This window comes from Limnohabitans sp. Rim28 (assembly GCF_000293865.2).
Lineage (GTDB): Bacteria > Pseudomonadota > Gammaproteobacteria > Burkholderiales > Burkholderiaceae_C > Limnohabitans_A.
This window is the reverse complement of record NZ_ALKN02000001.1, coordinates 124,880-151,118: the sequence shown is the minus strand read 5'-3', so window position 1 is coordinate 151,118 and position 26,239 is coordinate 124,880. Positions and strand designations below refer to the sequence as shown.

Annotated in this window: 21 protein-coding genes and 1 pseudogene; 20 read left to right on the top strand and 2 right to left on the bottom strand. The window is 57.9% G+C overall.

Going from position 1 to position 26,239, the window contains the following annotated elements; translation table 11 throughout:
* Window positions 1-20: 20 nt before the first annotated feature.
* The 8 genes from rimP to B472_RS00630 all read left to right on the top strand — a co-directional run bounded on the left by rimP (window position 21) and on the right by B472_RS00630 (window position 10,293).
* Window positions 21-584: a ribosome maturation factor RimP gene (gene rimP, locus B472_RS00665; protein WP_019427892.1), complete on the top strand. Its 564-nt coding sequence runs from the start codon at window positions 21-23 to the stop codon at window positions 582-584.
* Between the two features lie 72 nt (window positions 585-656).
* A complete protein-coding gene (nusA, locus tag B472_RS00660) occupies window positions 657-2,141 on the top strand; it encodes a transcription termination factor NusA (RefSeq protein WP_019427891.1) in 1,485 nt (494 codons plus the stop codon).
* Between the two features lie 26 nt (window positions 2,142-2,167).
* Window positions 2,168-5,131 (top strand): translation initiation factor IF-2, encoded by a 2,964-nt coding sequence (infB, locus tag B472_RS00655; protein WP_019427890.1) that lies wholly within the window; start codon window positions 2,168-2,170, stop codon window positions 5,129-5,131.
* Complete coding sequence (gene rbfA, locus B472_RS00650) at window positions 5,132-5,506, top strand: 30S ribosome-binding factor RbfA (protein WP_019427889.1); 375 nt, start codon at window positions 5,132-5,134, stop codon at window positions 5,504-5,506.
* Window positions 5,507-5,508: 2 nt separating this feature from the next.
* Window positions 5,509-6,489 (top strand): tRNA pseudouridine(55) synthase TruB, encoded by a 981-nt coding sequence (gene truB, locus B472_RS00645; RefSeq protein ID WP_019427888.1) that lies wholly within the window; start codon window positions 5,509-5,511, stop codon window positions 6,487-6,489.
* Between the two features lie 13 nt (window positions 6,490-6,502).
* Window positions 6,503-8,320, top strand: coding sequence for a translational GTPase TypA (gene typA, locus B472_RS00640; RefSeq protein WP_019427887.1), 1,818 nt, complete (start codon window positions 6,503-6,505; stop codon window positions 8,318-8,320).
* Between the two features lie 31 nt (window positions 8,321-8,351).
* Window positions 8,352-9,218, top strand: a complete 867-nt coding sequence (locus B472_RS00635) for a DMT family transporter (protein WP_238147352.1) — start codon at window positions 8,352-8,354, stop codon at window positions 9,216-9,218.
* Entirely contained in the window at window positions 9,211-10,293 is a 1,083-nt protein-coding gene (locus B472_RS00630; protein WP_019427885.1) for an enoyl-CoA hydratase/isomerase family protein, read from the top strand. The genes B472_RS00635 and B472_RS00630 overlap by 8 nt, the downstream gene beginning before the upstream one ends.
* A gap of 25 nt (window positions 10,294-10,318) precedes the next feature.
* Here B472_RS00630 and smpB read toward each other — a convergent pair whose 3' ends face one another.
* Window positions 10,319-10,813, bottom strand: a complete 495-nt coding sequence (smpB, locus tag B472_RS00625) for an SsrA-binding protein SmpB (protein WP_019427884.1) — start codon at window positions 10,811-10,813, stop codon at window positions 10,319-10,321.
* 94 nt (window positions 10,814-10,907) lie between these two features.
* Here smpB and B472_RS00620 point away from each other — a divergent pair, with 94 nt between their 5' ends.
* The 8 genes from B472_RS00620 to guaA all read left to right on the top strand — a co-directional run bounded on the left by B472_RS00620 (window position 10,908) and on the right by guaA (window position 18,244).
* Window positions 10,908-11,348 carry a type II toxin-antitoxin system RatA family toxin gene (locus B472_RS00620; protein ID WP_019427883.1) on the top strand — a complete coding sequence of 147 codons (441 nt, stop codon included), beginning with the start codon at window positions 10,908-10,910 and terminating at the stop codon, window positions 11,346-11,348.
* Complete coding sequence (locus tag B472_RS00615; RefSeq protein WP_019427882.1) at window positions 11,341-11,709, top strand: RnfH family protein; 369 nt, start codon at window positions 11,341-11,343, stop codon at window positions 11,707-11,709. The genes B472_RS00620 and B472_RS00615 overlap by 8 nt, the downstream gene beginning before the upstream one ends.
* A gap of 8 nt (window positions 11,710-11,717) precedes the next feature.
* Window positions 11,718-12,626: a class I SAM-dependent methyltransferase gene (locus tag B472_RS00610; protein WP_019427881.1), complete on the top strand. Its 909-nt coding sequence runs from the start codon at window positions 11,718-11,720 to the stop codon at window positions 12,624-12,626.
* Window positions 12,627-12,773: 147 nt separating this feature from the next.
* Window positions 12,774-14,243: an IMP dehydrogenase gene (gene guaB / locus B472_RS00605; protein WP_019427880.1), complete on the top strand. Its 1,470-nt coding sequence runs from the start codon at window positions 12,774-12,776 to the stop codon at window positions 14,241-14,243.
* A gap of 63 nt (window positions 14,244-14,306) precedes the next feature.
* Window positions 14,307-15,710 carry a hypothetical protein gene (locus tag B472_RS00600; RefSeq protein WP_019427879.1) on the top strand — a complete coding sequence of 468 codons (1,404 nt, stop codon included), beginning with the start codon at window positions 14,307-14,309 and terminating at the stop codon, window positions 15,708-15,710.
* 272 nt (window positions 15,711-15,982) lie between these two features.
* Window positions 15,983-16,273 (top strand): nucleotidyltransferase family protein, encoded by a 291-nt coding sequence (locus B472_RS00595; protein WP_019427878.1) that lies wholly within the window; start codon window positions 15,983-15,985, stop codon window positions 16,271-16,273.
* Window positions 16,270-16,617, top strand: a complete 348-nt coding sequence (locus tag B472_RS00590) for a DUF86 domain-containing protein (RefSeq protein ID WP_019427877.1) — start codon at window positions 16,270-16,272, stop codon at window positions 16,615-16,617. The genes B472_RS00595 and B472_RS00590 overlap by 4 nt, the downstream gene beginning before the upstream one ends.
* A 13-nt stretch (window positions 16,618-16,630) precedes the next feature.
* The gene (gene guaA, locus B472_RS00585; RefSeq protein ID WP_019427876.1) at window positions 16,631-18,244 is read left to right on the top strand and encodes a glutamine-hydrolyzing GMP synthase; all 1,614 of its coding nucleotides are present in this window, start codon (window positions 16,631-16,633) and stop codon (window positions 18,242-18,244) included.
* A gap of 37 nt (window positions 18,245-18,281) precedes the next feature.
* Here guaA and B472_RS00580 read toward each other — a convergent pair whose 3' ends face one another.
* Window positions 18,282-20,015 carry a tannase/feruloyl esterase family alpha/beta hydrolase gene (locus tag B472_RS00580; protein WP_019427875.1) on the bottom strand — a complete coding sequence of 578 codons (1,734 nt, stop codon included), beginning with the start codon at window positions 20,013-20,015 and terminating at the stop codon, window positions 18,282-18,284.
* Between the two features lie 174 nt (window positions 20,016-20,189).
* On the opposite strand from B472_RS00580, the gene B472_RS00575 reads away from it, so the two are divergent.
* From B472_RS00575 to B472_RS00560, 4 genes and pseudogenes are all read left to right on the top strand, one after another.
* Complete coding sequence (locus B472_RS00575; protein WP_116798540.1) at window positions 20,190-21,335, top strand: PQQ-dependent sugar dehydrogenase; 1,146 nt, start codon at window positions 20,190-20,192, stop codon at window positions 21,333-21,335.
* Between the two features lie 91 nt (window positions 21,336-21,426).
* Window positions 21,427-22,788 (top strand): tRNA adenosine(34) deaminase TadA, encoded by a 1,362-nt coding sequence (gene tadA, locus B472_RS00570; RefSeq protein ID WP_026039715.1) that lies wholly within the window; start codon window positions 21,427-21,429, stop codon window positions 22,786-22,788.
* Between the two features lie 13 nt (window positions 22,789-22,801).
* Window positions 22,802-23,713: an LD-carboxypeptidase gene (locus tag B472_RS00565; protein ID WP_019427872.1), complete on the top strand. Its 912-nt coding sequence runs from the start codon at window positions 22,802-22,804 to the stop codon at window positions 23,711-23,713.
* Window positions 23,714-23,752: 39 nt separating this feature from the next.
* Window positions 23,753-26,239, top strand: a pseudogene (locus B472_RS00560) (penicillin acylase family protein).

Genomic DNA, 26,239 nt, shown 5'->3' with positions numbered 1-26,239 from the left:
CGTTGACATCCTGAAGCTCTGTGGCATTGCAGCAAATTGTTCAAGAAACTGTGACTGGACTGGGTTATGACCTGGTCGAGATCGACCGCACAGCGGGCGGTTTATTGCGCATCACGATTGATTGGCCGTGGACTGTTGGGTCTGAACTTTTCATCAACGTTGAAGACTGCGAAAAAGTCAACCGCCAATTGCAGTTTGCTTTGGAAGTTGACGGAGTGACCTACAACCGCCTAGAGGTGTCCTCTCCTGGCATCGATCGCCCTTTGCGCAATGCGCAGGATTTTGAGCGTTTTGTAGGTGAGTTGATCGACATCACCCTCAAGGTTCCGATGGGTGACAAATCAGCGGGCATGGTCAACCCAACGCGCAAAAAATTTCGTGGCACGCTTGAGCGTGACGCCACCGGTCAAGGTTGGCAAATCGTCTGGAGCGATGCCCCTGCTGTCAAGCCCGGTCAAAAAGTCAGCAAAAAAAGAATTCCTGCGCCACTGAATGCGCTGGGTTTTGTATTGGATGAGTTGCGCGAAGCGCGCCTTGCCCCCGTGGTGGATTTCAAAGGACGCAAGTCCAAACAAGAAGCCTGACGGCCGGTCCATTTTCCAGATCAAGTATTTAGGGCCTGATTGTTTGGCCCGTTAGAACAGGAGAGTTAAGTCATGAACCGCGAAATGTTGATGTTGGTCGAAGCCATCTCACGTGAAAAGAACGTTGAGCGCGACGTGGTGTTTGGTGCCGTTGAAGCGGCGTTGGCCCAAGCCACCAAAAAATTGTTCACTGGCGAAGTTGATATTCGCGTCGCCGTTGACCGCGACAGCGGCAATTACGAGAGCTTTCGCCGCTGGCATGTGGTCCCCGATGAAGCGGGTTTGCAACTGCCTGAGCAAGAAATCCTGTTGTTTGAAGCCAAAGAGCAGATCCCCGACATCGAGGTGGACGAGTACATCGAAGAAACGATCGAGTCCGTGCCGATTGGTCGCATTGGCGCCATGGCTGCCAAGCAAGTGATTTTGCAAAAAATCCGTGATGCTGAACGCGAAATGCTGCTCAACGACTTCATGTCCCGTGGCGAAAAAATCTTTGTTGGCACCGTCAAGCGCATGGACAAAGGCGACATCATCTGCGAGTCGGGCCGCATCGAAGGCCGCTTGAGACGCAGCGAGATGATCCCCAAGGAAAATCTGCGCAGCGGTGACCGTGTGCGCGCCATGATCATGGAAGTGGACCTGACCCTGCGCGGCGCGCCAATTTTGCTGTCGCGCTCAGCGCCTGAGTTCATGATTGAACTTTTCCGCCAAGAAGTACCCGAGATTGAGCAAGGCTTGTTGGAAATCAAAACTTGCGCCCGTGACCCGGGTTCACGCGCCAAGATCGCGGTTTTGTCGCATGACAAACGCGTTGACCCCATCGGTACTTGCGTTGGCGTTCGTGGTACCCGCGTCAACGCCGTGACCAACGAATTGGCTGGTGAGCGGGTAGACATTGTGTTGTGGAGTGAAGACCCCGCCCAGTTCGTGATTGGCGCCCTGGCGCCTGCCAATGTGCAATCCATTGTGGTGGACGAAGAAAAACACGCCATGGACGTGGTGGTGGACGAGGAAAACCTCGCGATCGCCATTGGACGTGGTGGTCAAAACGTGCGTCTGGCTTCTGACCTCACAGGTTGGAAAATCAACATCATGGACGCGGCCGAGTCCGCCCAAAAGCAGGCTGAAGAGACCACGGGCATTCGCCAATTGTTCATGGAAAAGCTGGATGTCGACCAAGAAATTGCCGACATCTTGATCGGTGAGGGTTTTGCCAGCTTGGAAGAAGTGGCCTACGTGCCGATTCAAGAAATGCTGGAGATCGAAAGCTTCGACGAAGACACCATCAATGAACTGCGCACTCGCGCCAAAGATGCGCTGCTGACGCTCGAAATTGCGCGTGAAGAGAGCGTTGAAGACGTCTCCCAGGATCTGCGTGACCTGCCGGGCTTGACGCCTGAGTTGATTTCTAAGCTGGTGGAAGCGGGCATTCAAACCCGTGATGACCTGGCTGATTTGGCCACCGATGAGTTAACCGACATCACGGCTCAAACAGCTGAAGAGGCAACCGCCTTGATCATGAAAGCCCGCGAGCATTGGTTCGCTGGCCAGGCCTGAAGCCTGATGGAGTCTTGAACAAAATTATGTCCAGTACCACTGTTGCCGAGTTCGCCAATGAACTCAAAAAATCTGCCGACGTCCTGCTTGATCAATTGCGATCTGCTGGGGTCGCAAAAGCGTCTGACAGCGATGTTTTGACAGACGCTGACAAGCAAAAATTGCTCAGTTACCTGCAAGCGAGCCACGGCACCGTCACGGCCGACCGCAAAAAGATCACCTTGGTCAAGAAATCGACCAGCGAGATCAAACAAGCCGATGCCTCAGGCAAGGCACGCACGATTCAAGTCGAGGTGCGTAAAAAACGCACATTGCTCAAACGTGATGATGAACCGAGTGCTGCGGTCGATGAGCCGGTGGTGGACCATGCCGATTTGGCCCGTCGCGAAGAAGAAGCCCGCCACCAAGCCGAGCTGATCAGTCGCCAAGAGCAAGAGCTGGCTGAAATGCGCCGTCAACGTGAGGCACAAGAAGCCCAGCTGCGTTCTGAGATGGCAGCGCAAGAAGCCCAAGCGCAGGCAGAAGCCCAGGCTTTGGCTGAAGCGGCTGCCTTGTCTACCGATCTTGCAGCCGACAAACCAGCTTTGAGTCGTGCTGACCGCGAACAGTTGGCGCGTGCTGAAGCGGCCAGCATCAACGCGGCCTCTCAAGCCAAGTCGACGCCAGCGGTGTCTGCCGAAGACAAAGCGGCAAACAAAGCTGCCGAGGCGGTAGAAGCTGCCACAGCCAAAGTCAAAGCCGATCAGGCTGTGCGCGAAGCCGCAGTGCTCAAAGCTGCGGCGGATTCCAAAGCCAAAGCCGACGAGGAAACTGCACGCGCCCAAGACTTGGACCTGCGTCGCCGCAAAGCTTTGGCCGAAGCCGAAGCCATTCGCAGCATGATGAATGCGCCCAAAAAGGTGTTGGTTGCCAAAAAAGATGAGGCCAAAGCCGAGCCCAAGGCGGCCGTCAAAGGGACCTTGCACAAACCTGCAGGAACGCCTGCACCCGGTACCCGTGCTGCGGCGGCTCAAGCAGCCGCCCCGGCGGCACCTGGCGCCAACAAAGAAGTCAAATCCGCCAAGCTGTCTTCCAGCTGGGCTGGTGATCCTGCTAAAAAGAAAGCCATTCCCACCCGTGGTGACACCAGTGGTGGCGTGGGGCGCAACAATTGGCGCACAGGCCCCCGCGGCCGCCGTGGCAATGACCGCGACCGTGATGATGGCCAAAACCAGCAGGCCCCGACCGAAGTCCGCGTGATTGAAGTTCACGTACCCGAAACCATCACCGTCTCCGAGTTGGCTCACAAAATGGCCATCAAGGCGTCGGAGGTCATCAAACACCTGATGAAGCTGGGCCAAATGGCCACCATGAACCAGCCCTTGGACCAAGACACCGCCATGATCGTGGTGGAAGAAATGGGTCACAAAGCGGTGGTGGCGGCGCTGGATGATCCTGAAGCCTTCACCGACGATGAAGTGTTGGACCAACAAGCGGAATCATTGCCGCGTGCCCCAGTGGTCACCGTCATGGGCCACGTGGACCACGGCAAAACCTCGCTGCTGGACTACATCCGACGCGCCAAAGTGGCTTCGGGCGAAGCCGGTGGCATCACGCAGCACATTGGTGCTTATCACGTCGAAACGCCTCGCGGCATGATCTCTTTCCTGGACACCCCAGGTCACGAGGCCTTCACGGCCATGCGTGCCCGTGGCGCACAGGCCACCGATATCGTGATCCTCGTGGTGGCCGGTGACGACGGCGTGATGCCGCAAACCAAGGAAGCCATCAAACACGCCAAAGCTGCCGGCGTCCCCATCGTGGTCGCCATCAACAAGATGGACAAACCCGATTCGAACATCGAGCGCGTGCGTTCCGAGCTGATTTCTGAAGAAGTCGTGCCCGAAGAGTTCGGTGGCGAGTCGCCTTTTGTCTCCGTTTCAGCCAAGACCGGTATGGGCATCGACGACCTGTTGGAGCAAGTTCTCCTGCAGGCCGAAGTGCTGGAACTCAAGGCCCCGGTGCAAGCTGCCGCCAAGGGCCTGGTCATCGAAGCGCGTCTGGACAAGGGCCGTGGTCCTGTGGCCACCATCCTCGTTCAGTCGGGTACCTTGAACACGGGTGACGTGGTGCTTGCAGGTCAGACTTTTGGCCGCGTGCGCGCCATGCTGGACGAAAACGGTGCAGCCATCAAGTCGGCCGGTCCATCGATTCCAGTTGAAATTCAGGGTCTGACCGAAGTGCCGCAAGCCGGTGACGAATTCATGGTCATGGGCGATGAGCGCCGTGCCCGCGAAATCGCCACATACCGCGCAGGCAAATTCCGCAACACCAAGCTGGCCAAGCAACAAGCCGCCAAGCTCGAAAACATGTTCACCGACATGTCGGCCGGCGAAGTCAAGATGCTGCCCATCATCATCAAGGCCGACGTGCAGGGTTCGCAAGAAGCCTTGGGCGCGTCCTTGCTCAAGTTGTCCAACGAAGAAGTCAAAGTCCAGCTGGTTTACTCCGGTGTGGGTGGCATCAGCGAGTCGGACATCAACCTGGCGATTGCATCCAAGGCCATCGTGATCGGTTTCAACGTGCGTGCCGATGCCGGCGCTCGCAAGTTGGCCGAAGGCAATGGCGTTGATTTGCACTACTACAACATCATTTATGACGCTGTGGATGAGCTCAAGGCCGCGATGTCGGGCATGTTGGCGCCAGAACAACGCGAAGAAATCATGGGCATGGCCGAAATCCGGACCGTGTTCGTGGCGTCCAAAATCGGTACCGTTGCGGGTTGTATGGTCACTTCGGGTCAAGTCACCCGCAGTGCCAAGTTCCGTTTGTTGCGCGACAACGTGGTCATCTACACCGGTGAACTCGACTCCCTCAAACGCCTCAAAGACGACGTGCGCGAAGTCAAAGAAGGCTTCGAGTGTGGTATCAAACTCAAAAATTACAACGACATCAAAGAAGGCGATTACCTCGAATTCTTCGACGTCAAGGAAATTGCGAGAACGCTGTAAATGGTGCGTAGAAAGCAGTCCTCAGTGCCCAACCGCGGTTTCCGCGTGGCCGACCAGATCCAGCGGGATCTGGCCGAGTTGATTGCGCGCGAGCTGAAAGATCCGCGTGTGGGCATGGTGACCATCAACGCGATCGAGGTCACGCCCGATTACGCTCACGCCAAGGTTTACTTCAGCGTTTTGACGGGCAATCCCGAAGAAGCGACTGAAGGGCTGAATGCTGCTGCAGGGTTTCTGCGCAACGGCTTGTTCAAGCGTTTGCACATCCACACCGTGCCGACCTTGCATTTTTTGTTTGACCGCACCACCGAACGTGCATCCGACATGAATGCCTTGATCGCCAAGGCCGTGTCCTCTCGCGCCCAGGAGGACTGAGCATGAACACGCCACGCACCAGGGTGCAGCGGCGCCCTGTGCATGGGGTGTTGTTGCTCGACAAGCCGCTGGGTCTTTCCAGTAACCAAGCTTTGCAAAAAGCCAAGTGGTTGCTGCGGGCCGAAAAAGCCGGCCACACCGGCACGCTCGATCCTTTGGCAACAGGGGTTTTACCCTTGTGTTTTGGTGCAGCCACGAAATTCAGTCAACAGCATCTGGATGCTGACAAGACCTATGAAACCACGGTGCGACTGGGTTTAAAAACCAGCACCGGTGATGCCGAAGGCGATGTGATCTCTGTCCGAGAAGTGTCATGTTCAGCAGGTACGGTGGTCGAAGTGTTGGATCGCTTCATGGGACCGATCAGCCAAGTGCCTCCGATGCACAGTGCCTTGAAAAAGGACGGCAAAGCCTTGTACGAATATGCCCGAGAGGGCGAAACCGTTGAGCGCGCAGCGCGCAACGTGGAGATCCATGATCTGGACCTGCTGGACATGCAACTGCAAGGCGATGCGCCTTTTTTGCGCTTGCGTGTGCGTTGCAGCAAAGGCACTTACATCCGAACGCTGGGCGAAGACATCGCCGAAGCTTTGGGTTGTGGTGGCCACTTGAGCGCTTTGCGCCGCGTGGTCACGGGGCCATTTGCAGAAGCCCAATGTGTGTCATTGGCGCAACTGGAAGTCATGGATGAAGTGAGTCGTTTGGCCGCGTTGCAGCCGGTCGATGTCTTGCTGCCTGGTTTTACAGAGGTGCAGTTGGACAAAGACAGTACGGATCGTTTTTTGAATGGGGTGCGCAGAAAAGGCCCTTGGGTTGATTGTGATCAAGTCGTGGTGTATGGAGAGCATCCTCGTGCCTTGCTGGGAACAGCAGTTGTGCATGGCGGCGAATTGATTCCGGGTCGATTGTTGAGCCCGATGGAAATTCAACAGATTTTAGAAAGTTCACCTGCCACCGAGCCGTTGCTGGCCGAGCAGGTTTAAAGGAAGAGAAAGCATGACCAAGCAAATTCGCAACATCGCCATCATCGCCCACGTTGACCATGGCAAAACCACCATGGTGGACCAACTGCTTCGCCAGTCGGGCACCTTCGCTGACCACGAAAAAATCGTGGACACCGTGATGGACAACAACGCCATCGAACGCGAGCGCGGCATCACCATTCTGGCCAAGAACTGCGCCGTGAGCTGGGAAGGCACCCACATCAACATCGTCGACACGCCCGGTCACGCGGACTTCGGTGGCGAAGTGGAACGTGCTTTGTCCATGGTCGATGGCGTGGTGCTTTTGATCGATGCGCAAGAAGGCCCGATGCCTCAGACCCGCTTCGTGACCAAAAAAGCCCTGGCCTTGGGCCTCAAGCCCATCGTCGTGGTGAACAAGGTCGACAAGCCTGGCGCCAACCCCGACAAAGTGGTCAACGCCGCTTTTGATTTGTTCGACAAACTCGGTGCCAACGACGAACAGCTGGATTTCCCTGTCGTGTACGCCTCCGGCATCAACGGCTGGACATCGTTGGAAGAGGGAGCGCCTGGTGAGCAATGGGGCCCTGACATGTCGGCCCTTTTCAACACCGTGCTCAAGCACGTTCCTCCTCAACAAGGTGACCCCGCAGCGCCGTTGCAGTTGCAGATTTCTGCGCTCGACTTCTCCACGTTCGTGGGTCGCATCGGTGTGGGCCGCATCAGCCAAGGCACCATCAAACCTCAAATGGATGTGGTGGTCATGGAAGGCCTGGACGGCAAAGCCATCAAAGGCCGCATCAACCAAGTGCTCAAGTTCCAGGGTCTGGACCGGGTGCAAGTGACCGAAGCCGGTCCTGGCGACATCGTCTTGATCAACGGCATTGCCGACTTGAACATCGGCGTGACCGTGACCGATGTGGCCAACCCCGCACCGCTGCCCATGCTGAAGGTGGACGAACCCACTTTGACCATGAACTTCTGCGTGAACACCAGCCCCTTGGCGGGTCGTGAAGGCAAGTTCGTCACCAGCCGTCAAATTTGGGACCGCTTGCAAAAAGAACTGCAACACAACGTGGCGTTGCGCGTCAAAGAAACCGATGAAGAAGGTATCTTTGAAGTCATGGGACGTGGTGAATTGCACCTGACCATCTTGCTTGAAAACATGCGCCGCGAAGGCTACGAGATGGCGGTTTCCAAGCCGCGCGTCGTGTTCCGCGATGTGAATGGCGAGCGCCATGAGCCCATTGAGTTGGTCACCGCCGACATCGAAGAAACCCACCAAGGCGGCGTGATGCAAGCCTTGGGTGAGCGCAAGGGTGAGCTGGTCAATATGGAACCCGATGGCCGTGGTCGTGTGCGTTTGGAATACCGCATTCCAGCCCGTGGCCTGATCGGGTTCACCAATGAATTCCTGAACTTGACCCGTGGTTCCGGCCTGATTTCCAACATCTTCGACAGCTACGAGTTGCACAAGGGCGATATCGGCGGCCGCAAGAACGGGGTTTTGATCTCAATGGACGACGGTGAAATCTTCACATACGCCCTGGGCAAGTTGGACGACCGTGGCCGCATGTTCGTCAAGGCGAACGATCCAGTGTACGAAGGCATGATTGTGGGTATCCACAGCCGTGACAATGATCTGGTGGTCAACGCCACACGCACCAAGCAGCTGACCAACTTCCGCGTGTCCGGCAAGGAAGACGCGATCAAGATCACCCCCCCGATTGACCTGACCCTGGAATACGGCGTCGAGTTCATTGAGGACGACGAGTTGGTCGAAATCACGCCCAAGAGCGTGCGTCTGCGCAAGCGCTTCCTGAAGGAAAGCGACCGCAAGCGCAACAAGTGATGGGTGAACCACTGTGCGCATGACACACGGCATGGCAGTTTGGACCATGGTGGGTTGCACCGCCCTGTGGTCCATGGCCGGTGTGGTCACGCGGTACCTCGAAGAAGCCCGTAGCTTCGAAGTCACCTTCTGGCGCAGCTTCTTTACCGTGGTGTCCCTGTTGATCATCTTGCCGTTGTGGCAAGGCAGGGGCGTGTGGTCTCGGTTGCCCTGGCGCAACCGCTACTTTTGGCTTTCTGGCCTGTGCTGGAGCGTCATGTTCACCGCCTTCATGGTCGCCCTGACCTTGACGGCAGTGGCCAATGTTTTGGTGACGATGGCCGTGGGCCCATTGCTGACCGCGCTTTTCACCCGAGTTTTTTTGCGCCATCATTTGCCCTTGAGAACTTGGATCGCGATTTGGGTAGCGGGCCTTGGTATCAGTTGGATGTACGGCACACAGCTGAGTTTGGGTGACCCTAACTTTCTGATCGGCTCTTTGGTCGCCTTGTGCGTGCCTATTGCAGGTGCCGTTCAATGGACATTGGCTCAAAAGAGCCAAAACGAGGGACACAGCCTGGACTTGGTTCCATCGGTGATGTTAGGGGCCATCTTCTCCACTTTACTGACCTTGCCCTTGGCCATGCCTTTCCAGGCATCGGCCCATGATGTGGGTCTGCTGGCCATCCTTGGCCTGTTCCAATTGGCCATTCCTTGCGTACTCTCGGTCATTTGTGTGCGGGTGCTCAAAGCGCCCGAAGCCTCATTGCTGTGTTTGCTCGAGATTGTCTTTGGCATTGCATTGGCTTGGTGGGGTGCCAACGAAGCCCCGCAAATGAGCGTATTGTTGGGTGGGTCCCTGGTCTTGGGGGCTTTGCTCATGAACCAATGGTTAGGCTGGAAACAAAACAATGTCTGATGTCATCGTACAGATCGAAGGCCGCATTGGCTGCATCACCCTGAACCGCCCGAGGGCACTGAACGCCTTGTCATTGGAGATGGTGCGTCTTCTCACCGATGCCTTGATGGCTTGGAAAAACGAACCCCAAGTCTTGGCCGTTGCCGTGCGCGGTATGGGCAAAGAGGGTCCATTTGGCTCATTTTGTGCTGGTGGTGACATCCGATTTTTCCACCAAGCTGCAGTCGCAAGCGATGCGGCCTTGGCCGAATTTTTCACCGAAGAATACCGCCTCAATCACCTGATTCACACTTACAGCAAGCCCTACATCGCCTTCATGGATGGCATCGTCATGGGTGGCGGCATGGGCATCAGCCAAGGCGCCAGCGTGCGTGTGGTGACCGAACGCACCAAGATGGCCATGCCCGAAACCCACATTGGTTTGTTCCCGGATGTGGGGGGCGGTTATTTCCTGAGCCGTTGCCCGGGTCGTCTGGGCGAATACCTGGGCCTGACGGGGCAGATGCTGAGCGGCCCGCAAGCCGTGGCCGCCAAATTGGCCGACATCGCACTGCCCAGCGGCATGCTGGAGCCCATCTGGAACACCCTGACCACCAGCCCCTTTGAAAACGCCGAATCGGTGGAGCGTTGGGTGCTGGCCCAAGCGGGTGCCATGGCGCCTGAAAAGCTGACGCCGCAACCGCAAATGGATGACGTGTTTGGTTTGCCCAGCATTGCCGACATGTTGGCCAAACTGGAGTCGGCCACCGATGAATGGAGTCAAAAAACCGCACACGTCTTGCGCCACCGCTCGCCCTTGATGCTGCATGTGGTGCTGGAGCAAATTCGCCGCGCCCGTCAAATGAGCTTGGCCGATGACCTGCGCATGGAGCGTGACATGGTGCACCATTGTTTCCACCTGCGTGCTGTCAAAGACAGCGAAACGGTGGAAGGCATTCGGGCCTTGGCGGTCGACAAAGACCACAAGCCCCAGTGGAAACCTGACCGGGTTGAAGAGGTGGATCGGGCGGAAGCGGCCCGCTTCTTTGTCAGCCCATGGACGGCGGAACAACACCCGCTGCGCGATTTGAACTGAATGTCTGCCAGCTGATCGGGCTGGCTCAGCGGTCCCGGTGACGGCTTTTCATGGCGCGTTCCACTTCGCGCTTGCCCTCACGGTCCTTGATGGTGTCACGTTTGTCGTGCTCCGCTTTGCCCTTGGCCAAGGCAATATCGCATTTCACTTTGCCCGCTTTCCAGTGCAAATTGATCGGCACCAGGGTGTAGCCCTTTTGCTCGATTTTGCCGATCAGCCGCTTGATCTCTTCTTTGTTCAGCAGCAGTTTGCGTGTGCGTGCGGCTTCAGGATTGATGTGCGTTGATGCGGTTTTGAGCGGGTTGATCAAGCAGCCAATGATGAACAACTCGCCATTGCGAATGACCACATACCCGTCGGTGAGTTGCACCTTGCCTTCACGGATGGCCTTGACTTCCCAGCCTTCCAGCACCATCCCAGCCTCGTAGCGTTCTTCAAAAAAATAGTCGAAAGACGCTTTTTTGTTCTCGGCGATCTTGGCAAAAGCAGGGGCTGCGGGGGACTTTTTGGTGGTGGCCATGAGGAGCAGATAAGGACGGCACGGCCGTTCGCAAGGGAGTGCAGCTGGACGATCCCCAAAAGGATCACTCCTAAAACTACAATCGCTGCATTGTATGAAGAATATCCACAAGTCCGTTTTGATCTGGTACTCGCCAGAAGAAATGTTTCGCCTCGTGACCGATGTGGCGAGCTATCCTGAATTTTTGCCTTGGTGTGACCGTGCCAGCGTGCTCGAAACCGATGCCCAAGGCATGGTGGCCGAGGTGGGCATCAGCCTGGGCGGTATTCAGCAAACCTTCACCACCCGCAACACGCACGAAGAAGGGCGATCGGTCGGCATGAGTCTGCTCAAAGGGCCGTTCTCCAACCTGAGCGGCATGTGGCGATTCACTCCTGTGGGCGATGGGTCACAACGCGCCTGCAAAGTGGAGCTGGATCTGCAGTACGGTTTTTCCAGCAAAACCCTGGCAGCACTGGTCGGGCCGGTCTTTGACAAGATCGCGGCCAGTTTGGTCGATGCATTTGTCAAACGCGCTGAATCGGTTTATGGCTGATTCGAGGATTCAGATCACCTTGTGCTGGAGCCTGGAGCCTCGGCATGTGCACGAGCAAAGCTTGCGGGTGCCTGAAGGCTGCACCGTCAAGGTGGCGCTGGATCTGGCCGTGGCCCAATGGCTCTCAAGCCAGCCCTCAGCGGATGCCACCACGTTGTCTGCGTTGCAGTTTCAGCAAGCGGGCATATGGGGACAAAAAGTGCCTTGGACCCAACTTGTGCAAGCCGATGACCGCATTGAGCTGTACCGCCCCCTGAAAGTCGATCCCAAAGTGGCCAGGCGTCAACGATTCAAGCGTCAGGGTAAGGGGCGAACGGGCCTGTTTGCCAATCGCAAAAGCGGCTCTGCTGCCGGTTACTGAAAACCTGCATGCAAGCGCTTTTGAACACCATCGCCCAGATGCCCCTGCTCGAAGACGCCCAGCGTGTTTTTCATGGACGCGGTGGCATGTTTCCCGGCTGTGAACAATGGTCGCTGGATTGGTTTGCACCCGTTTGGGTGCTGACCAGCTTCAAGCCGGTGACCGATGAGGAGTTGGCCGCTTTCCAAAACGCGCTGAAGGCCCGCTGGCACACGCTGGCCCCAGGTCAGCCAATGAATTGGGTCTTCCAGAGCAGGGTGACCGGTGAAGCCGATACCCGACTCATGGCCGGCAGTGTGCCTGAGCCGCATGTGGTGACCGAGCAAGGTGCCCGTTACGTCGTGCATGTGATGCGTGGGCAGAACCACGGCTTGTTCCTGGACATGGCCCATGGCCGTGAATGGCTCAAGCGCCACGCCCAACACGAAAACATCCTCAACTTGTTTGCCTACACCTGTGCGTTTTCGGTGGTGGCCTTGCAGGGTGGTGCGGCGCAGGTGGTGAACTTGGACATGAGTCAGGGCGCTTTGGCCATCGGTCAACAAAACCATCGGCTCAATGACTTGCCGCCCAAAGCCCGTTTTTTGGGGCACGACATCTTCAAGACGTGGGGCAAGATCAACAAAATGGGCCCTTACGGGGTGATCGTGATCGACCCGCCCAGCTACCAAAAAGGCAGCTTCGTCGCCAGCAAGGACTACATCAAGCTGATCCGCCGCCTGCCGGATTTACTGGAACCACAAGGCCATGTGTTGCTTTGCCTGAACGCACCCGAGCTGGACACACCGTTTTTGCATGCCCAAGTGGCCGAGGCAGCACCCAGTTTGCGTTTTGTCGAGCGCCTGGCCAACCCAGCGGCTTTTGTCGACATAGACCCTGAAAAATCCCTCAAGGTGCTGCACTACCAAAACGCCTGAGCAGGCGAGCAACAGCCCAAATGAGAGGCAAGCGCTGGTTGGGGTCTTGGCAATTTTGGCTACATCTCAGGCCACCTCTCTTTGGCCGCCTCTCAGGGAAATCCCTTGGCCCACAGGGGTACAATCCGTTTTTTGGAGCCTCAGCTTATGCGCCTACTCGGTAAAGCCCTGACTTTTGACGACGTCCTCCTCGTCCCCGCCTACTCCCAAGTCCTGCCCAAGGACACATCCCTCGCCACCCAATTCACCCGCAACATCCGCCTGAACCTGCCCTTGGTGTCCGCCGCCATGGATACCGTGACCGAAGCCCGGCTGGCCATTGCCATCGCGCAAGAAGGCGGCATCGGCATCGTGCACAAAAACCTTACAGCGCAAGAGCAAGCCGCCCAGGTGGCCAAGGTCAAACGTTATGAGTCGGGCGTTTTGCGCGATCCGGTCGTGATCACGCCCACCACCACAGTGCGCCAGGTCATGGCCCTGTCCGAAGAACTCGGTGTGTCGGGGTTCCCGGTGTGCGACGGCGGCCAAGTGGTCGGCATCGTGACCGGCCGTGATCTGCGCTTTGAGACCCGCTACGACCAAAAGGTCAGCGAGATCATGACCCCGCGTGAGCGTTTGGTGACCGTGCCCGAAGGCACCACACCCGAGCAAGCCAAACACCTGCTCAACAAACACAAACTTGAACGCCTGCTGGTGGTGAACGAGGCCTTTGAACTCAAGGGCCTGATCACCGTCAAAGACATCACCAAACAACTCAACTTCCCCAACGCAGCCCGCGATGGTGCGGGCAAGCTGCGCGTGGGCGCTGCCGTGGGTGTGGGCGAGGGCACCGAGGAACGCGTCGAAGCCTTGGCCCGTGCTGGCGTGGACGCCATCGTGGTGGACACCGCGCACGGCCACAGCAAGGGCGTGCTTGACCGCGTGCGCTGGGTCAAGCAAAACTACCCCCACATCGAAGTCATTGGCGGCAACATCGCCACCGGCGCCGCCGCATTGGCGCTGGTCGAAGCCGGTGCCGATGCCGTCAAGGTCGGCATCGGCCCTGGCTCGATTTGCACCACCCGCATCGTGGCGGGCGTGGGCGTGCCGCAAATCATGGCGGTGGACAGTGTGGCCACAGCCCTCAAAGGCACTGGCGTGCCACTCATTGCCGACGGTGGTATTCGCTACAGCGGCGACATCGCCAAGGCGATTGCCGCAGGCGCGGGCACGGTGATGATGGGCGGCATGTTCGCGGGCACCGAAGAAGCGCCCGGCGAAATCGTGTTGTTCCAGGGCCGCAGCTACAAGAGCTACCGTGGCATGGGCTCGATCGGTGCCATGCAACAGGGCAGTGCAGACCGCTATTTCCAAGAGTCCAGCACCGGCAACCCCAACGCCGACAAACTGGTGCCCGAAGGCATCGAAGGTCGCGTGCCCTACAAAGGCTCGGTCGTGTCCATCATTTACCAAATGGCCGGCGGTTTGCGGGCCAGCATGGGTTACTGCGGCTGCGCCACCATTGAAGCCATGCACAACGACTCGCAGTTTGTGGAAATCACCGCTGCGGGCATCCGCGAAAGCCATGTGCACGATGTGCAGATCACCAAAGAAGCGCCTAACTACCGGGCGGATTGATGTTTACGGTTATTTAGAGAACTAAAATGGAATCCTATTTTCAAAATAGGGTTCTATTTCTACATGTTTGACCGTGCCCAAAGTCTGTCCGATCAGTCCAAGCGCAAAGCAAACCTCTTAGCCCAACAGGTCCTGTGGCTTGTCTTGGGTCTGCTGCTGAGCCTGAGTGGCTTTGCCGCCAACGCGCCCTCGCAGGCCAGCCAAGCTGAACTGAGCGCCTACAAAGACCTTCAGCAAATCAAGCTGGATGCACTGAAAGAGGCGCAGCAAAAAGAAGCTGAGATCTGGAAAGCCAAGGCAGAGGCCTTGGACAAGCGGATTGACGATCAATTGAGTCAAGTCTCACGCTCCGTTGATCAATTCGGAATCGTTGCAGGCGTGCTGGGCTTGCTGATCACGTTAGTTGTGGCATTGGCAGGGTTTTTTGCTTACAAAAACGCGAAATCGGATGCCATTAAAGCTGCACAAGGGCAAGCCGCATCCTTTGCTAAAAGTTGGTTTGAAAAGCACAGTACTGACTTACAAGAAAAAATTCAGGTGCTTGAAGATCTAGCCAAAGGGCATATCGATGCTGTCAAGGATTACGCCAGTCAAGAAGCCCAAGCCCTGTTCGCAATTCAACAGAAACTGGGCTATGACCACGCTTATATTTTTGCAGCGATAAAAAATTTTTATACAAATGAAAAACGCATTGCAGCAGCTCCCGGCGCGCTGCTTCCTCCAGACACTGCGGACCCTGAGTTTGAGACGTTGAGTTCAAAAGCACGTGAGGCGTTTGAAGCCAAGCGATATGCAGATGCCTGGGACTACTGGAACCTTGCCGACATTAAGTGCTTCCAGACAATAAATTATCGATATATAGAGATACGTATTGGGCTTTCGATCAGTCACAGGGCTTGTTACGGTAAAGGGTACGGGTTAAGCGCCAATGAATATATGGGTTACCCACCTTCGCTCGCGCCAATCTACGTGCATGAGCTTGCTGATTCTCACACGCAAGATGGAAAACTAAGAGAAGCAATCCGTTTCTACGAGCAAGCTGAACGAGTAGTAGGCCCTCATCAAATCAACTCGGGCGAATTCCCCTCCAAGGTGTTTTGGTCTGCAACAATCTCTGCTTGCGTTTTGCGCTTGCTCATTGCAAAGCGTATGGCTCATAGAGACGAAAATTTTCAGTATCACGATAACGATGTATTGGTGGCACTCGAAGATGGTGGCAAGTTAGGCTCATCGCCTTCGAACGGCATTGCCATTGCCATCAGAGCCTATGTCCATCAACTGCTTGGCCATTCATCTAAAGCAGAGCGTGATTTGCAAAAAGCATTTGATTTGACAGAAAACGGTGGGGCAGATGTGCGTGAATGCTTGGGCCATTTGCTCGGGCTTTACTCAATCCCACAGGACCAAGGCATGCGTGAACTGGTTGACCGTCTGTGGCGGGACTTCCAAGCGTCCAACCGGCACTAACATGTCTATCCCTCAATGACCTGAGCGGTGCGCCGGCCTTGGTGGCCTTGCATGGTGCCAGCAGCGCATGCCGATGCAGAGTCAGCCGAACAACCGTGTCCGTTTGCCCCCTTTCTCATCCACCTCACATCACCGATGCGGATCGTGATGGAGACAGCCGCGCTGAATTTGGGACGCAGCCTTGTTTTTTGCGACAATAGAGACTCAGGCCCATTGAAGGCCCTTTTTTCTTTGTATTGCAGACAAAAACCATCGTTCTATCCAATCTTGCCATGCTGCTCGACCAACTTCGCCAAATGAACACGCGCCTGAACAGCTTGGCTGCGCAGTGTGGTGCGTCTCGACTGCGTGTGTTCGGCTCTGTCGCCCGACGCGAAGAACAGCCTGACAGCGATGTCGATTTCTTGGTGGAGTTCCCCCGCGGTTACGACCTGATCACGCAGCGCATGGCTTTGGCGCAAGGTCTGGGTGATCTGTTGCATCGCAAAGTCGACCTGGTTCCAGAGCACGAACTGAGTCCCCACATCCGTGCCCAAGTGCTGGCTGAGGCCGTGCCCATATGAACAAATCGTGGCAGGCTTATGCCCACCACATTCTGGATGTGGCCGCGAAAATCGGGCGCATTCAGGCTCGGGGTGATTTGACGCAAGACGAAGTGCTGTACGACGCTGCGCTTCGCAATTTGCAAACGCTTTGCGAAGCCACGCAAATGCTTCCCGACAATCTGAAGCTGCAGTTTCCAACCATTCCTTGGCGTGAAATCAGTGGTTTCCGCAACATTCTGGTTCACAACTACCTGGGTGACATTGATGCACTCACTGTTGCGTCTGTGATCCATCGCCATCTGCCTCCATTGATTGACTGTGTGCAGGCCCTGCTCGCAGCCGATGTTTCTTCTGACTCCTAACGCGCTTCTTTGTATGTCCCACTCCAAAATCCTGATCCTCGACTTCGGCTCGCAAGTCACCCAGCTGATTGCCCGCCGTGTGCGCGAAGCGCATGTGTTTTGCGAGGTACACCCCTGTGATGTGAGCAGCGACTGGGTGCGTGAGTACGCTGCTGACGGCAACCTCAAGGGCATCATCTTGTCGGGCAGCCATGCCAGTGTGTACGAAGTGGACGACCGTGCGCCCGACGCCGTGTTCGAGCTGGGCCTTCCGGTGCTGGGCATCTGCTATGGCATGCAGACCATGGCCGAGCAACTGGGTGGCAAGGTGGAAGCCGGCACCACACGCGAATTTGGCTACGCCGAAGTCCGCGCCCATGGCCACACCGAACTGCTCCAAGGCATCGAAGACTTCGCCACGCCCGAAGGCCACGGCATGCTCAAGGTCTGGATGAGCCACGGCGACAAGGTCACGGCCATGCCCCCAGGCTTCAAGGTCATGGCTTCAACGCCCGCTTGCCCGATTGCGGGCATGGCCGATGAGGCGCGGCGCTTTTATGCGGTGCAGTTCCACCCCGAGGTCACGCACACCGTGCAAGGCCAGGCGCTGCTCAACCGATTTGTGCTCGACATCTGCAAGGCCCGCCCGGACTGGATCATGGGCAACTACATCGACGAGGCCGTGGCCAAGATCCGCGAGCAAGTGGGCGACGAAGAAGTCATCCTCGGCTTGTCGGGCGGTGTGGATTCGTCGGTCGCTGCCGCCTTGATCCACCGCGCCATTGGCGACAAACTGACTTGTGTGTTTGTGGACCATGGCCTGCTGCGCCTGAATGAGGGCGACATGGTGATGGACATGTTCGTGGGCAAGTTGCATGCGCATGTGATCCGCGTGGATGCCAGCGATTTGTTCCTGGGCAAGCTGGCCGGCGTGAGCGAACCCGAAGCCAAGCGCAAGATCATCGGCGGCTTGTTTGTGGACGTGTTCAAGGAACAAGCGGCCAAACTGAAGGCGGGAACAGGCGGGCACAAGGGCGCGACCTTCCTGGCGCAAGGCACGATTTACCCCGACGTGATCGAGTCGGGCGGTGCCAAGAGCAAAAAGGCGGTGACGATCAAGAGCCACCACAACGTGGGCGGCTTGCCCGAGCAACTGGGCCTGAAGCTGCTCGAGCCCCTGCGCGAACTGTTCAAGGACGAAGTGCGCGAACTGGGTGTGGCTTTGGGCCTGCCGCGTGAGATGGTGTACCGCCACCCCTTCCCAGGTCCGGGCCTGGGCGTGCGGATTCTGGGTGAAGTCAAAAAAGAATATGCCGACCTGTTGCGCCGCGCCGACGCGATTTTCATCGAAGAACTACGCAACTTCACCGACGAAACTGGCAAAACCTGGTACGACCTGACCAGCCAGGCCTTCACGGTTTTCCTGCCTGTGAAAAGCGTGGGCGTGATGGGCGACGGCCGCACCTATGACTATGTGGTGGCCTTGCGTGCCGTGCAAACCAGCGACTTCATGACCGCCGACTGGGCCGAGTTGCCTTATGCGCTGCTCAAGAAAGTGTCGGGGCGCATCATCAATGAGGTGCGAGGCATCAACCGTGTCACCTACGACGTGAGTTCAAAACCCCCGGCGACCATCGAGTGGGAGTGACCCGCCGTCGGTCAGCAGCGCCAGCGGGTCAGTGGGGTCAGCGGGTGCAGGCGTAACTGGCCGCCAACTCCTGGTCACCCGACTGGTAGCGGGCCACCAGCGGGAAGGGGCACATTGGGCGTGTGCGCGTGTTTGGCCAGGTGCTGGGCACATCGGCATTGGCACCACCGGGGTTGCCCGGCCCCCGTGAGGCGGCCACGATCCGGTCGGGCGCACGACCGTATTCAACCCAGTCGACCAGCGCACTCAGGGCATCGAACTGGTCCGTGGCGGGTCCGCCGCGTGAATGGCCCATGCCCGGCACCGGAAAGAATCGGGCGAACGTGTTGGCCTGGCCGCCATGGTGGGCGTCCAGCGCCCTGAACCAGGCCGCGGTGTCGTCAATCGAGAAAATCGGGTCGCTGGTGCCGTGCACCACCAAAATCTTGCCGCCTCGCTCTCGCAGGGCATCCATGCGTGTGGCGTTGGGGGGCGACATGAAAGACATCGCGCTTTCGGTGTACAGCTTGTCGGTGGCGAAAATCTTGGGGGCCTCTTGTTCGATATCAAATTTGAGCGCATAGGCTGCGGTGCGCGATGGCTCTTTGGCCATGGCCAGATCGGGTGAAGGGGGCGTCGAGAAAATGAAGCTCACCGATACGGGGTTGCGCGCGGTGCGCACCGAGTTGCGGAATTTCCATTCACCCCAGCCCGGGTGTGCGATACCGGGGTCAAAAGGAAAACCTGCGTAAAACAGTTCGCCGTTGGCACGCTTGACCGGTGCATACACCGCGGCCACCACGGCCTTCTGGGCCGTCGTGAGGCAAGTGCCATCGCGCGTGCCTGCACAGGTGGGCACATCCCGCACGATGTCGAAGGCCGTGCGACAAGCCTCGGTATCCTGTACCAAGCCATCCACCGCGCCGTCCAGCGCATCGCAACGCGCCAAGATGGCGTTGGCAATCAGCCGCCGCTCGGGCATTGGAAGTGCCGATTCATAGTCGGGTAAGCCGTTGACCACACGGGTGGTGGCGACCGAGTCCCAGCGTTTGACATGGGACAGATTGGCCACAGAAGCGCGGGGCAAGTAAATGCCGGGCGCATTGGCCAGGATGCCGTCGTACTCTGCAGCAAAACGGGAAGCGGCCACCAGGGCATGACGACCGCCGTTGGACGTGCCGCCGATGTAGGAGCGATCAGGCCCCTTGCCGTAAGCGGCGCGTATCAGCGCCTTGGCCATGGGGGTCAGCGAGCCAACCGCCTGGTAGCCGTAATCGAGTCGCGCTTGGGGATCGCGGCCAAACAGCGGGTTTTGCGCGCCTGTGTGTCCGGCATCGGAGCTGATGACCGCGAAACCTTGCTGCAAGCCGTTGCGCAGCATGCCGCCACTGCCCAGGGATGCACCGCCGTCCGCAGTGACCACATTGCCATCCGTGCCGCCATTGCCTTGATAGAGAAAGCGCCCACTCCAGTCGCGTGGCAAGCGCATTTCAAAGCCGATGGCATAGCTTTGGCCGTCGACGGGACTGGTGCGCCGGTTCATCTGACCGGTGACTTGGCAGTGTTCGGCCACGGGCTGACCCCCATTGTTGAGCGTCCCAGCCGCCACGACACGCGCAGCCGTCACGGTGGTATTGGGAAAGTTGAAGCTGCCCAGTGCGTTGCAATCGATCAGCGCAGCGCCCTTGGCGGGCGCCAGCTGGGGCGGTGGATTCTTGCTTCCGAGTGAACTGCAGCCAGCCAGTGCCATGCAAGCCACGGCGGTCCATGCACTCAGTTTGAAGTGGGTCATTTTTGTCTCCTGTTGTCAGGGCATTTATAGCACCCACAGCTTTTTCATCTGGGCCTGCTGCGTTGCCGGGGGGCAGGGCGATTCGGCCACAGCCGGGCGACAATCGGTTCAAATCGTCAATGTCTGGATGGCTGGGAGTCGTTCAGCTACTGGGGATCACCGGGGGCAATACCCATGAAAGTTCAGCTTTTTAGAGCCATTCACATCCTGCTTTTGTCCGCAGCAGGCTTGGTGCCCGCTGGGGCACAAGAGCGGTCGGCTGTGTTCAACTCCGACAAACACGCCTTCCGTGTCGCGACCTTGTTGACCGGGCTGGAGAACCCCTGGTCCATGGCTTTTTTGCCAGACGGCCGGATGTTGGTCACTGAACGCGCCGGCCGCATGCGGCTGGTGGGCGCAGATTTCAAACTGCTGCCCCAACCCGTGCTAGGTTTGCCCGAGGTCACGGCGCAAGGGCAGGGCGGCTTGTTCGATGTGGTCCTGCACCCGCAATACGCGCAAAACGGCTGGGTTTATTGGGCCTACAACGCGCCTGGGCCTGGCGGCTGGGGCACGACCCTGGCACGCGGCAAGTTGCAAGGCCAGCGCATGACCGACGTGCAAGTGCTTTTCAGCATGCAGCCCAAAACCCGGTCCAGCCAACATTTTGGCGGGCGCATCGTCTTCGACAAGGCCGGAATGCTGTACCTGACCCTGGGTGACCGGGGTGACAAAGACCGCGCACAAAAACTGAATGACCATGCGGGCTCGGTGATCCGATTGCACGACGATGGCCGCGTGCCGGCCGACAACCCCTTTGCCAGGCAGCCCGGGGCTTTCCCTGAGAAATGGACCCTGGGCAACCGCAACATGCAAGGCGCGGCTTTGCACCCCCAAACCGGCGAGTTGTGGACGCACGAGCACGGCCCGCAGGGCGGTGATGAGCTCAATGTGATGCGTCCAGGTCTGAATTACGGATGGCCGGTGATCACCTACGGCGTCAACTACGGCCTGGGCACCCGCATTGGCGAGGGGCCAAGCAAACCCGGCATGGTGCAGCCCTTGCACGTTTGGGTGCCATCGATTGCGCCCTCGGGCATGGCTTTTGTCAGCGGTACACAATTTCCAAACTGGCAGGGCGACTTGCTGGTGGGCGCCTTGCGTGGCCAGATGCTGGTGCGCCTGTCGCTCGATGGCGAGAAAGTGCAGCGGGAAGAGCGCTTGCTGCAAGGCCGGGTGGGCCGCATCCGCGATGTGCGCATGGGGCCGGACGGTTTCATTTACTTGCTGAGCGACAGCGCCGACGGAGCCTTGATGCGGCTGGAGCCCGCTAGGCCCTGACAAGTCAATTGCTTTCCCCACCATTTGGTACCCTCTTAGCATCATGAATCTGCCCAAGCAACGCCTCCATAACGACCTTGATCGCCCACTGATGACCGATGAGCAAGGCATGCGCTTGGCCTTAGCACAGGCGCAACTGGCGGCCCTTTCAGGCGAAGTGCCCGTGGGCGCAGTGGTCGTCAAGGACGGACAGGTCATCGCCACAGGCCGCAACGCGCCGATCGCCCACCACGACCCCACGGCGCATGCGGAGGTGGTGGCTCTGCGCGAAGCTGCGCGCATGCTGGGCAACTACCGGCTCGATGGCTGCACCTTGTATGTGACGCTGGAGCCCTGCGCCATGTGCAGCGGCGCCATGTTGCACGCCAGGGTGGACAGAGTGGTTTTCGGCGCGTCCGATCCGCGAACCGGTGTGGCGGGTTCGGTGCTGAATCTGTTTGACCACGCGCAGTTGAACCACCAGACGCAAGTCTCCGGTGGCGTGCTGGCCGAGGAATGCGGCCAGTTGCTCAAAGACTTTTTCAAAACCCGGCGCGTGAATCCCGACCCCGTGCGCGAAGACGCGCTGCGTACGCCCGATGCAGCGTTTGCCGATTTGCCCGATTACCCTTGGCAAGCTCACTATGTCCACCATTTGCCCAGCATCGCCGGACTGCGCATGCATTACCTGGACGAAGGCCCAAAGGACGCCGCGTTGACCTGGTTGTGCCTTCATGGCAATCCGGCCTGGAGTTACCTTTACCGCAAGATGATCCCGGTCTGGCTGGCTGCGGGGCACCGCGTGGTGGCGCCCGATCTGATGGGTTTTGGCAAGAGCGACAAGCCCAAGAAGGATGATTTCCATCAATTTGACACCCACCGCCAGTCGCTACTGGAGTTGATCGAGCAACTGGATTTGCAGCGCGTGGTGCTGGTGGTGCAGGACTGGGGCGGCATTCTCGGCCTGACCTTGCCCATGGCCGCGCCCAAACGTTATCAAGGCCTGCTGGTCATGAACACCACCTTGGCCACGGGCGAGCAGCCATTGAGCGCCGGTTTTCTGGCTTGGCGTGACTGGTGCCAAAGCCAGCCGCAGTTCGATGTGGGCAAGTTGTTCAAACGCGGCAACCCGGACATGACGCCTGCTGAGACAGCCGCCTACAACGCCCCGTTTCCGGACAAAGGTTTTCGTGCCGCGCTCAGAGCTTTTCCGCCCATGGTGCCGGAGTTGGCTGATTCACCCGGCGCAGCCATCTCACGAGAAGCCGAGGCTTTTTGGCGCACCGTCTGGCAAGGCCAAACGTTCATGGCCATTGGCCAGCAAGACCCGGTTTTGGGGGAGCCCGTGATGCGCCAGTTGCAAAGCCAGATCAAGGGTTGCCCAGAGCCCATGTTGTTGCCCCATGCGGGCCACTTTGTGCAGGAGCAGGGCAGGGCGATCGCGCAGGCGGCTGTGCGACACTTCAAGCCCTGAAAGACCACAGCCCATGGCCCACATTTATATTTTTTCCCCTTCCAGCGCCGTGCGTGACAAAGCCGCTTTTCGCCGTGGCCTCAAGCGTTTGAAAGCTCAAGGCCACGAGGTGGAGGTTGACGAATCGGCCTTGGACACCCACATGCGTTTTGCAGGTGACGATGCCACGCGCATCGCTGCCATCAACCGCGCTGCGGCCAGTGCTGCCAACGTGGCCCTCATCTCGCGCGGCGGCTATGGCCTCACGCGCATCCTGCCGACCTTGCCCTACAAACAGATTGCCAAAGCCATTGACGGCGGCATGCAGTTTGTGGGTCTGAGTGATTTCACGGCCTTCAACCTCGCGGTGTATGCCAAAACGGGTCGCATCAGTTGGCAAGGTCCGGCCTTGGGTGAAGACTTTGGCACGGCGCAAGCGCCCGACGACATCATGCAGGCTTGCTTTGACGACTTGCTTTTGGCGCAGGGGGAGGGGACAGGCTGGCAGTTGCCCAAGACCGAGGCTGAACGCCGCGTGTGGGTGAAGGACGCAACGCTATGGGGTGGCAATTTAACGGTGCTGACTTCCTTGTTGGGCACGCCGTATTTCCCGCAGGTCAAAGGTGGTGTTCTTTTCCTCGAAGACGTGGGAGAGCACCCTTACCGCGTGGAGCGCATGTTGACGCAGCTCCTGCATGCAGGTGTCTTGTCCCAACAAAAGGCGGTGCTGATGGGGCAGTTCAGCAAGTACAAGCTGGTTCCAGGACACGACAAAGGCTTCAAGATGACCACGGTGGTCGACAGGCTGCGCACCCAAATCAAAGCGCCTGTCCTGACGGGCTTGCCGTTTGGCCATGTCGAAACCAAGGTCCTGCTGCCCGTTGGGGCCAAGGTAGACCTTGTCACGCAAGGGCGTGACGCACTCATGGTTTGGGGTCACATTTAACACTTTCATTCAGCGACGAAGATCGCGGGGAGACAGCGCATGAAATGGCTCGGACGTTTGACGGTGTTGGCCATTGTGGCTTTGTTGCTCGCTGGTGGCGTGTTGTCGGTGCAGATGCTTCGCAGCATGCCTCAGCTGGATGGCACTTTGCGGCTAACCGTTTTGTCAGCGCCAGTGCAGATTGGACGTGATGCTTCCGATGTCACCCACATTCAGGCCAGCAACCCCTTTGACGCTTGGCGAACGATGGGTTTTTTGCATGCCCAAGAGCGGGGTTGGCAATTGGAATTCAACCGCCGCGTCATGCGGGGTGAGTTGTCTGAAATATTGGGACCGGCCACCCTGGACACCGACAAATTGATGCGCACCTTGGCCATCATTCCGATGGCTCAGCAACAATTGAAAGCCATGTCCCCTCTGGCGCAAGCGGCTTTACAGGCTTACAGCGATGGCATTCAGGCGGCTTGGAAAACAGGCGCTGTGCGGCCTTCACCTGAATTCATGATCTTGGGCACATCCCCGGGAGGTCAACAAGGTCAATCGTGGCAAGCCGAAGACAGCGTTGGATGGGCGCTCATGATGGCCCTGGATTTGGGGGGCAACTGGGGCAATGAATTTGCCCGGCTGAGCGCTTCGCAAGTCCTGACCCACCAGCAACTTTGGCAACTGATGCCGCCATACCCCGGCGAAAAGCCGGCCACTGCGGTCGATTTACCGGCCCTCTATGCCCAATGGGGTGTTCATGCATCGGCTGACGCCAACGCCAAAGTTGCCTTTCAATCGCCCAAAGCGCAGACAGCTTTGGCGCAATGGTCTCAAGACTGGGTGCGTGATGTGGGCACTTTGGACGGCAAAGGCAGCAACAACTGGGTGGTCGCAGGAAGCCACACACAAAGCGGTCAGCCTCTGCTTGCCAATGACCCCCATTTGGCGCTGAGTGCCCCTGCCATTTGGTATTTCGCACGCCTTCAATCGCCTGCAGTGGTTTGGCAAGGTCAATCTCTCCCAGCTTTGGATGTGATGGGCGCCACTTTGCCGGGTCTTCCTTTCGTCGTATTGGGCAGAACTCTGGGTGTGGCTTGGGGCTTCACCAACACTGGACCGGATGTGCAAGACCTCTATTTGGAGCAATTGGATGCGGCTCGTCCAGGTCAATACCGAACGCCAACGGGATGGGCAGCCTTTGAAACCCGTACCGAAACCATTCGCGTCAAAGGGCAGGGGGATGAAGTCCTGACCGTGCGCAATACCCGGCATGGACCCGTCATCAGCGATGTGCAATCGCAGTACAAAGGCGTGCTCAACGCGTCTGCATATGCGGTGAGCCTCAAGTGGTCGGCGCTCACCCCCGACAACCACACCATCGATGCGGGCATGCAGGCCAACTGGGCCCAAAACGTGGTTCAGCTTCAAAAGGCCTTTGAGGGCCACCATGCCCCCATGCAAAGTGTCGTGATGGCCGACACACAAGGGGAGGTGGCTTTCAAGGCCATTGGGAAAGTCCCTGTTCGTTCGGCGAGCAACGACATTTTGGGTGTGGCGCCAGCCCCAGGATGGCTGGCTCAATATGACTGGCAAGGCTGGATTCCCTATTCAGAAACCCCCAGTTTGAATACGGCGTAAATCAGCGCCAAGGGCTGGCATGCGACCGCGAACCAGAATATCCTGCCCCAAGATTACCCTCACTTTTTAGGCGCCGATTGGACGACACCAGAGCGTTTCAACCGCATTGAGCAGTTGCTTTCAGCGACCCCCATGCACAATTTGCAAAGCATGCAGCAGGTACAAAACGATCTACTTTCATTGGGCGCAAAGTCGCTTTTGCCGGCTGCGTTGCAGGCGCAGCCCACACACCCATTGGGCGATCAGGCCATGAAGCTGCTGGCTTCGTTTGATGGGCAGATGCGCACCCAAAGCGCAGCAGCACTGATTTTGAATGTTTGGGCCGACGAAATGACACGCGCTGTTTTGTCATCCCGTTTGGGTGCTGAGCGGTTTCAAGGTTTGTATGGCAAGCGCCACTTTAGGCTTTCTTTGGAAGGTATTTTGGCCCGTGATGACAAGTTTTGGTGCGGTAGTTCTGGCTGCGCCCCCTGGGTTTCAGCCGCCATGGACCGCAGTTTGAACCGAATTTCCTCGAAGCTGGGGTCTGACCCCAATCAATGGCGTTGGGGTGCTTGGCACCCGGCCATCAGCAGTCACAAACCATTTGGCAAAGTTCCTGGCCTGAGCGCGCTGTTCGATGTTCGTGTTGAAAGCCCGGGCGATCTCTTTACGGTCAATGTGGGGCAGTACTGGGCCAATGACAAGAAAGAACCTTTTGCCAATCGCCATGCCGCATCGATGCGTTCGATCTATGATTTGAGCTCAGGGGGTCAAGGTTTGTTCATTTACCAAACAGGTCAAAGTGGTCATGTCTTCTCAACACGCAGCCGTGACATGGCCAAGCAATGGGCTCGGGGTGAATACCGAAATTTATCCGTGTCTCAGCCGGTTCCTGTCCACTCAATGCGACTGACACCCTGA

Bases quoted from the DNA above. Each gene is read 5' to 3' on its own strand.
- nusA (WP_019427891.1), top strand. From the start codon at position 657: ATGAACCGCGAAATGTTGATGTTGGTCGAAGCCATCTCACGTGAAAAG.
- infB (WP_019427890.1), top strand. From the start codon at position 2,168: ATGTCCAGTACCACTGTTGCCGAGTTCGCCAATGAACTCAAAAAATCT.
- rbfA (WP_019427889.1), top strand. From the start codon at position 5,132: ATGGTGCGTAGAAAGCAGTCCTCAGTGCCCAACCGCGGTTTCCGCGTG.
- truB (WP_019427888.1), top strand. From the start codon at position 5,509: ATGAACACGCCACGCACCAGGGTGCAGCGGCGCCCTGTGCATGGGGTG.
- typA (WP_019427887.1), top strand. From the start codon at position 6,503: ATGACCAAGCAAATTCGCAACATCGCCATCATCGCCCACGTTGACCAT.
- B472_RS00635 (WP_238147352.1), top strand. From the start codon at position 8,352: ATGGCAGTTTGGACCATGGTGGGTTGCACCGCCCTGTGGTCCATGGCC.
- B472_RS00630 (WP_019427885.1), top strand. From the start codon at position 9,211: ATGTCTGATGTCATCGTACAGATCGAAGGCCGCATTGGCTGCATCACC.
- smpB (WP_019427884.1), bottom strand. From the start codon at position 10,813: ATGGCCACCACCAAAAAGTCCCCCGCAGCCCCTGCTTTTGCCAAGATC.
- B472_RS00620 (WP_019427883.1), top strand. From the start codon at position 10,908: ATGAAGAATATCCACAAGTCCGTTTTGATCTGGTACTCGCCAGAAGAA.
- B472_RS00615 (WP_019427882.1), top strand. From the start codon at position 11,341: ATGGCTGATTCGAGGATTCAGATCACCTTGTGCTGGAGCCTGGAGCCT.
- B472_RS00610 (WP_019427881.1), top strand. From the start codon at position 11,718: ATGCAAGCGCTTTTGAACACCATCGCCCAGATGCCCCTGCTCGAAGAC.
- guaB (WP_019427880.1), top strand. From the start codon at position 12,774: ATGCGCCTACTCGGTAAAGCCCTGACTTTTGACGACGTCCTCCTCGTC.
- B472_RS00600 (WP_019427879.1), top strand. From the start codon at position 14,307: ATGTTTGACCGTGCCCAAAGTCTGTCCGATCAGTCCAAGCGCAAAGCA.
- B472_RS00595 (WP_019427878.1), top strand. From the start codon at position 15,983: ATGCTGCTCGACCAACTTCGCCAAATGAACACGCGCCTGAACAGCTTG.
- B472_RS00590 (WP_019427877.1), top strand. From the start codon at position 16,270: ATGAACAAATCGTGGCAGGCTTATGCCCACCACATTCTGGATGTGGCC.
- guaA (WP_019427876.1), top strand. From the start codon at position 16,631: ATGTCCCACTCCAAAATCCTGATCCTCGACTTCGGCTCGCAAGTCACC.
- B472_RS00580 (WP_019427875.1), bottom strand. From the start codon at position 20,015: ATGACCCACTTCAAACTGAGTGCATGGACCGCCGTGGCTTGCATGGCA.
- B472_RS00575 (WP_116798540.1), top strand. From the start codon at position 20,190: ATGAAAGTTCAGCTTTTTAGAGCCATTCACATCCTGCTTTTGTCCGCA.
- tadA (WP_026039715.1), top strand. From the start codon at position 21,427: ATGACCGATGAGCAAGGCATGCGCTTGGCCTTAGCACAGGCGCAACTG.
- B472_RS00565 (WP_019427872.1), top strand. From the start codon at position 22,802: ATGGCCCACATTTATATTTTTTCCCCTTCCAGCGCCGTGCGTGACAAA.